Origin of the sequence: Devosia sp. (genome assembly GCF_017307565.1) — a bacterium.
Classification (GTDB): Bacteria; Pseudomonadota; Alphaproteobacteria; order Rhizobiales; family Devosiaceae; genus Devosia.
Window position 1 is genome coordinate 1 of record NZ_JAFKHD010000143.1, and the last position, 5,982, is coordinate 5,982.

Consider the following 5,982-nt stretch of genomic DNA (forward strand, 5'->3'; position numbering starts at 1 on the left):
TGTGCTCGAAGATGTCGGCCGTTCGCTCAATCCGGCGATTGATATCGGTCAGGTCGAGGGTGGCTTTGTGCAGGGCATGGGTTGGCTCACCACCGAGGAATTGTGGTGGGATCAGAAGGGCCAACTGCGCACGCATGCGCCGTCCACCTATAAAATCCCTCTGGCGAGCGATGTGCCGCCGATCTTCAATGTTCGGCTGGCCGAGTGGAGCGTCAACAAGGAGCTGGCGGTCGGCCGCTCCAAGGCTGTGGGCGAGCCGCCGCTGGTGCTGGGCTATTCGGTGGTCGAGGCGCTGAGCATGGCGGTGGCGTCAGTGGCGGATTACAAGATCGCGCCGCAGCTCGATATGCCGGTGACGCCGGAGCGGGTGTTGATGGGTGTCGAGCGGCTGAAGAAGGAGGCGCGGGGGTGAGAACGGTGGTTGTGGCCCCACCCCCTCCCAGCCTTCCCCATCAAGGGGGAGGTGCCACGTCGAGTTTTTGGCACGATCCAGTTCCGGCCACCGTCCTGCACCTCCCCCTCGATGGGGAAGGCTGGGAGGGGGTGAACACTGCCAGCGAGGTGTCGAAACTATGACCACCTCCGCCACTCTCGAAACCTTCCTTGCTGCAAATTCCGATGTCATTGCCTGTGAACTGACATCCGTCCGGGGCTCATCGCCGCGGGAGGAGGGCACGTTCATGCTGGTGGCGCTGGGGGCGATCTTCGGCACCATTGGGGGAGGGGCTCTGGAATATATGGTCATCGACCACGCGCGGCGGCTGATTGCCGAGGGGCGGGCCGAAGAGGCCATGGATGTGCCGCTGGGGCCCGAGATCGGGCAATGCTGCGGCGGTCGGGTGAAGGTCGAGCTGCGCTACGCCGATGCCGTCATTCGCCGAGACTATGCCGCGCGGCTCGACGCGGAGATCGCGTCGACGCCGCAGGTCTATGTGTTTGGTGCGGGGCATGTGGGGCGAGTGCTGGCGCAGATGCTGGCGCTGCTGCCGGTGCGGATGGAAGTCATCGATACGCGGCAGGAAGAGCTCGACCAGTTGCCGCCTGGGATTGCCCATCGCCGCGTGGCCGTGCCCGAGGCCGTGGTGCGGTCGGCGCCCAGGGGAAGCGCCTTCGTGATCATGACCCATGATCACGCGCTCGACTTTCTTATTGCCGCCGAGGCGCTTAACCGTCTCGACAGCCCCTATGTCGGTATGGTTGGGTCAAAGACGAAGCGTGCCAAGTTCGCCAGCTGGTTCGTGGAGCAGGGGGGCGACAAGGCACTTTTGCCGCGATTGGTTCTGCCGATCGGCGCGCAAGGGCTTGGGGATAAACGACCATCGGTTATTGCGGTACTAGCGGCGGCTGAAGTTATGGTCCAGATTGGGGGACGGGAAGCATCGAACGGGCGCACGCCCACCCCCGGGAAACAGGGGGTGGCGAGTGGACTCTGATATGCCCAATCGGCTCGAACTAACCGGCATTACCAAGCAATTCCCCGGGGTTCTGGCCAATGACCATGTGTCATTCGCAGTGAAGCCGGGTGAAATTCACGCGCTTCTGGGCGAAAACGGCGCCGGCAAGTCCACCCTCGTCAAAATGATCTACGGCATCATGCAGCCTGACGCCGGCGAAATCCGCTGGAACGACGAGCCAGTCATGGTTGCCAATCCCAAGGCTGCGCGAAAGCTCGGCATCGGCATGGTGTTCCAGCATTTTTCGCTGTTCGAGGCGCTGACCGTGCTCGAGAACATCGCGCTGGGCATGGACGCGAAAATCCCCTCACGCGAACTCGAAAGCCGTATTCGCGGGGTCATGGAGACCTATGGTCTGGCGCTGGATCCGCATCGGACTGTGGCGACGCTATCGGTGGGCGAGCGGCAGCGCATCGAAATCGTCCGCGCCCTGCTGCTTAATCCGCAGCTGCTGATCATGGACGAGCCGACCTCGGTGCTGACGCCGCAGGAAGTGGACCAGCTCTTTACGGTCTTGCGCAAGCTGGCGGCCGAAGGTTGTTCGATCCTCTACATTTCGCACAAGCTGCATGAAATCAAAGCGCTGTGCGACACGGCGACCATTTTGCGCGCGGGGAAACTCGTCGATACCTGCGATCCCAGGCAGGAGACCAGCCGCTCCATGGCCGAGAAGATGATCGGCACTGGGCTCAAGGATATCGTCAAGGCTGCGGGCCGGACGTTTGGGCCGCCCAAGCTGGTGGTCAATCGTCTCTCGACCGGCAAGACCGGGCATTTTGATGTGCCGGTCGACAATGTCAGTTTCACCGTGCGGGCTGGGGAGATTCTCGGCATCGCAGGTGTGGCGGGCAATGGGCAGAATGCGCTGCTCGATGCGCTTTCCGGCGAGTTGATCGGCGACGATAGCGAGGCCATTACCATCGATGGGCTTGGCATCGGCCTGCTGAACACGACTGAGCGCCGCCGTCAGGGGCTTTGCGCCGTGCCGGAAGAGCGCAATGGACACGCTGCGGTTGGTGACTTCACGCTTTCGGACAATTCCGTGCTGACGGCGCGCGACCGGCTCGGCATGGTGATGATGGGCCTGATCAATTCAGGCGCAGCAAAGACTTATACCGGCAGGGTGATCGCCGATTTCGCCGTCAAGGCGCTGGGGCCGGCTTCGACGGCCGGTTCGCTTTCTGGCGGGAACCTGCAGAAATACATTATGGGCCGGGAAACCCTGCAGAAGCCGAGCGTGCTGGTGGTGAGCCAGCCGACATGGGGCGTCGATGCGGGGGCGGCGGCGGCGATCCATCAGGCGCTGGTGGACCTGTCGATGGCTGGTTCGGCAATCGTCGTGATCAGCCAGGACCTTGATGAACTGCGGGCGCTTTGCGACACGCTGGCGGTGATCAATATGGGGCGTCTCAGCGAGGCGCGGCCGGTGAAGGAATTCAACGTGGAAGAGATCGGCCTCCTCATGGGCGGCGTTCACGGCGCGACGGAGGGCACCGATGCAATTCCGGCTTGAGAAGCGCCGCGAACCCTCGCGGCTGATGAGCTATGCAACCCCGTTTGCCGCTGTGCTGCTCACCATGGTGCTGGGCGCCGTGGTGTTCTCGCTGATTGGCTACAACGGCATCGGGGCGGTGCGCGAGATTTTCCTGACCCCGCTGACCAATCCCTATAAGTGGCAGGACCTTGGCATCAAGGCGGCGCCTCTGATCATTATCGGTACGGGCCTCTCCATCGCCTATCGCGCCAATGTCTGGAACATCGGTGCTGAGGGGCAGTATGTGATGGGCGGCTTGGCCGGCACCGGCATTGCGCTCCTGACCTATGGCATGACCGGCTGGTGGGTTCTGCCGCTGATGGTGCTGGCGGGCATTCTGGGTGGCATGGCCTATGCCGCCATTCCTGCATTCCTTCGCACCAAGCTCAACGTCAACGAAATCCTGACGAGCCTGATGCTCACCTATGCCTCGGTGCAGCTGATTTACTATCTCATCCGCGCGCCGTGGAAGGACCCGATGGGCATGGGCTTTCCGCAGACGCGGCTCTTTTCGGAAGCTGCCCGGCTTCCCACGATCATTCCCGGCACCATCGTGCATCTGGGTGTGCCGATTGCCATCATCGTCGGGTTGATCGCCTGGTTCATCATGACACGCTCGGTCTTCGGCTATCGGATGCGCGTCGTTGGCGCCGCGCCGCATGCGGCGCGCTATGGCGGGTTTTCCGAGAACAAGACGATCTGGCTGGCCATGCTGGTCAGCGGTGGTTTGGCGGGGCTTGCCGGGGTGCTTGAAGTGGCAGGGCCGTTCCAGCGCATGGTGCCGGGCTTTCCGACCAATTACGGGTTTACGGCCATCATCGTGGCGTTCCTGGGTCGGCTCAATCCGCTCGGTGTGATCCTTGCGGGTATCGTGCTTGCCATCACGTTTGTGGGTGGCGAGGTGGCGCAGACCACGATCGGCCTGCCCAATGCGGCGACCGGCATTTTCCAGGCCATGATGCTGTTCTTCCTCCTGGCCGGGGACATTCTGATCAAATATCGGCTGCGCCGCGTTTCGCCGCAGCCATCGGTGGGAGCTGCATAATGGAACTGACGCTCGCCATTATCATCACCGTGGTGGGCGCTTCGACGCCCATCCTGATTGCCGCGCTGGGAGAACTCGTGGTTGAGCGCTCTGGTGTGCTCAATCTGGGTGTCGAAGGCATGATGCTGATCGGGGCCATTGCCGGCTTCGTTGTGCAGTTCCACACCGGCAATCCCTATCTGGCGCTACTATGCGGCGCGGCAGCGGGCATGGCCGCTTCGCTGATCTTCGGTTTTCTCACGCTGTCGCTTTCGGCCAATCAGACGGCGACTGGCCTTGCGCTCACTATCTTCGGCACCGGTTTTTCGGCGCTGGCGGGCTCGTCCTATTCGGCGCGGCCGGTCAGCCTGATGCAGCCGCTGTTTCCATCTGATCTGTCGGCGCATCCGATTGCACGCGTGATCTTCGGCTATTCCTTTCCGGTCTATTTCTCCTTCATCATGGTCGTGGCTATCTGGTATTTCCTGCACAAGACGCGGGCCGGCCTGATCCTGCGCGCCGTGGGCGAGAATGACCAATCCGCGCATTCCATCGGCTATTCCGTGATCGGGGTACGCTATATGGCCGTGATGTTCGGTGGCGCCATGGCCGGCATTGCCGGGGCCTGTTTCCCGCTGCTGCTGACCCCGCAATGGGCCGAACGCATGACGGCTGGCCGCGGTTGGATCGCCGTGGCGCTCGTTGTTTTCGCCTCGTGGAAACCGTTCCGCCTGCTCGGCGGGGCCTATCTCTTTGGTCTGGTGATGACCATGGAGCTTTATGCGAAGGCCGGCAGCGGGCCGCTTAGCGCGGTGCCGTCCGAACTCTGGGCCGCCTTGCCCTATATCGCAACCGTCGCGGTACTGGTGCTGATTTCGCTCCGCCGCGATGCGTCAACGAATGCACCGGCTTGCCTTGGCAAGCCGTTCTTGCCCGCTAATTGAGACGACACTGGAACGAGCGTCTCAATCGAGGAACGTCAGTCAGGAGAAACATCATATGACACTTTCGCGTCGTACATTCGTTAAGGTTGGCGGTGCTGCATTAGCGCTGCCGCTCTTGGGTTCGCGCGCTTTTGCGCAGCTCGAGAAGATCAAGATCGGCTTCATCTATGTCGGTTCGATCAATGACAACGGCTACAACTATGCCCATAATCAGGGCCGCCTCTACGTCGAAGAAAAGCTCGGCGACAAGGTCGAGACCATCTTCGTCGAGAACGTGCCGGAAGGTCCGGACTGCGAACGCGTTCTGCGTGAACTGGCTCAGCAGGGCTGCCAGCTGATTTTCGCAACCAGCTTCGGCTTCGGCGACTCTGTGGTCAAGGTTGCGGCACAGTTCCCCGACATCGCCTTCGAGCACGCCACCGGCTATATGAGCGGCCCGAATATCGGCCTCTATAACGCTCGCTTCTACGAAGGCCGTGCTGTTTGCGGCACCGTCGCGGGCCACATGTCCAAGACTGCCAAGGCCGGTTACATCGGTTCCTTCCCGATCCCGGAAGTGGTCATGGGCATCAACTCGTTCGTGCTCGCTGCGCGCAAGGTCAATCCCGAGTTCACGATCAAGCCGGTCTATATCTCGACCTGGAACGATCCGGCCAAGGAAGCTGACGCGGCTCGCGCCATGATCGATCAGGGCATCGATATCATTGCCCAGCACACCGACGGCCCGGCTGCCCTGCAGGTTGCCGCCGAGCGCGGCATCATCGGCGGTTTCGGCCAGGGCGCCGACATGTCGGCCTTTGCTCCGGAAACCCAGCTGACCGCCATCATCGACCACTGGGGTCCGCACTACCTGGCTTCGGCTGAAGCCGTGCTTGCCGGCAAACACGGCGGAGGAGGCGCGCACGCGCTGCAACTTCACCGCGGTGGCCACCATGGCCTCCAGGAACGGGTTGGCGGCGTTGATGTCCACGCCGGAGCGGCCCTTCAGGATGGTGACCAGCTCGCGCAGCGTCGGATGCACGCTGG

General features: G+C 62.3%; 6 protein-coding genes. All 6 read left to right on the top strand.

Translation table 11 applies throughout. The annotated features are described in order from the left end of the window. Window positions 1-412, top strand: a 412-nt coding sequence (locus J0I64_RS03805) for a molybdopterin cofactor-binding domain-containing protein (RefSeq protein ID WP_291406284.1), incomplete at its 5' end; no start/stop codon positions are given. Window positions 413-572: 160 nt separating this feature from the next. Continuing rightward, on the top strand, window positions 573-1,433 hold the full coding sequence (xdhC, locus tag J0I64_RS03810; RefSeq protein ID WP_291406285.1) for a xanthine dehydrogenase accessory protein XdhC: 861 nt from the start codon (window positions 573-575) through the stop codon (window positions 1,431-1,433). Window position 1,434: 1 nt separating this feature from the next. Continuing rightward, window positions 1,435-2,967 carry an ABC transporter ATP-binding protein gene (locus J0I64_RS03815; protein WP_291406289.1) on the top strand — a complete coding sequence of 511 codons (1,533 nt, stop codon included), beginning with the start codon at window positions 1,435-1,437 and terminating at the stop codon, window positions 2,965-2,967. Further along, window positions 2,951-4,033, top strand: coding sequence for an ABC transporter permease (locus J0I64_RS03820; protein WP_291406286.1), 1,083 nt, complete (start codon window positions 2,951-2,953; stop codon window positions 4,031-4,033). Before J0I64_RS03815 ends, J0I64_RS03820 begins: the two co-directional genes overlap by 17 nt. Continuing rightward, the gene (locus J0I64_RS03825) at window positions 4,033-4,956 is read left to right on the top strand and encodes an ABC transporter permease (protein ID WP_291406287.1); all 924 of its coding nucleotides are present in this window, start codon (window positions 4,033-4,035) and stop codon (window positions 4,954-4,956) included. Before J0I64_RS03820 ends, J0I64_RS03825 begins: the two co-directional genes overlap by 1 nt. Before the next feature lie 55 nt (window positions 4,957-5,011). Then, the coding region (locus J0I64_RS03830; protein WP_291406288.1) for a BMP family ABC transporter substrate-binding protein at window positions 5,012-5,982 on the top strand (971 nt) is incomplete at its 3' end.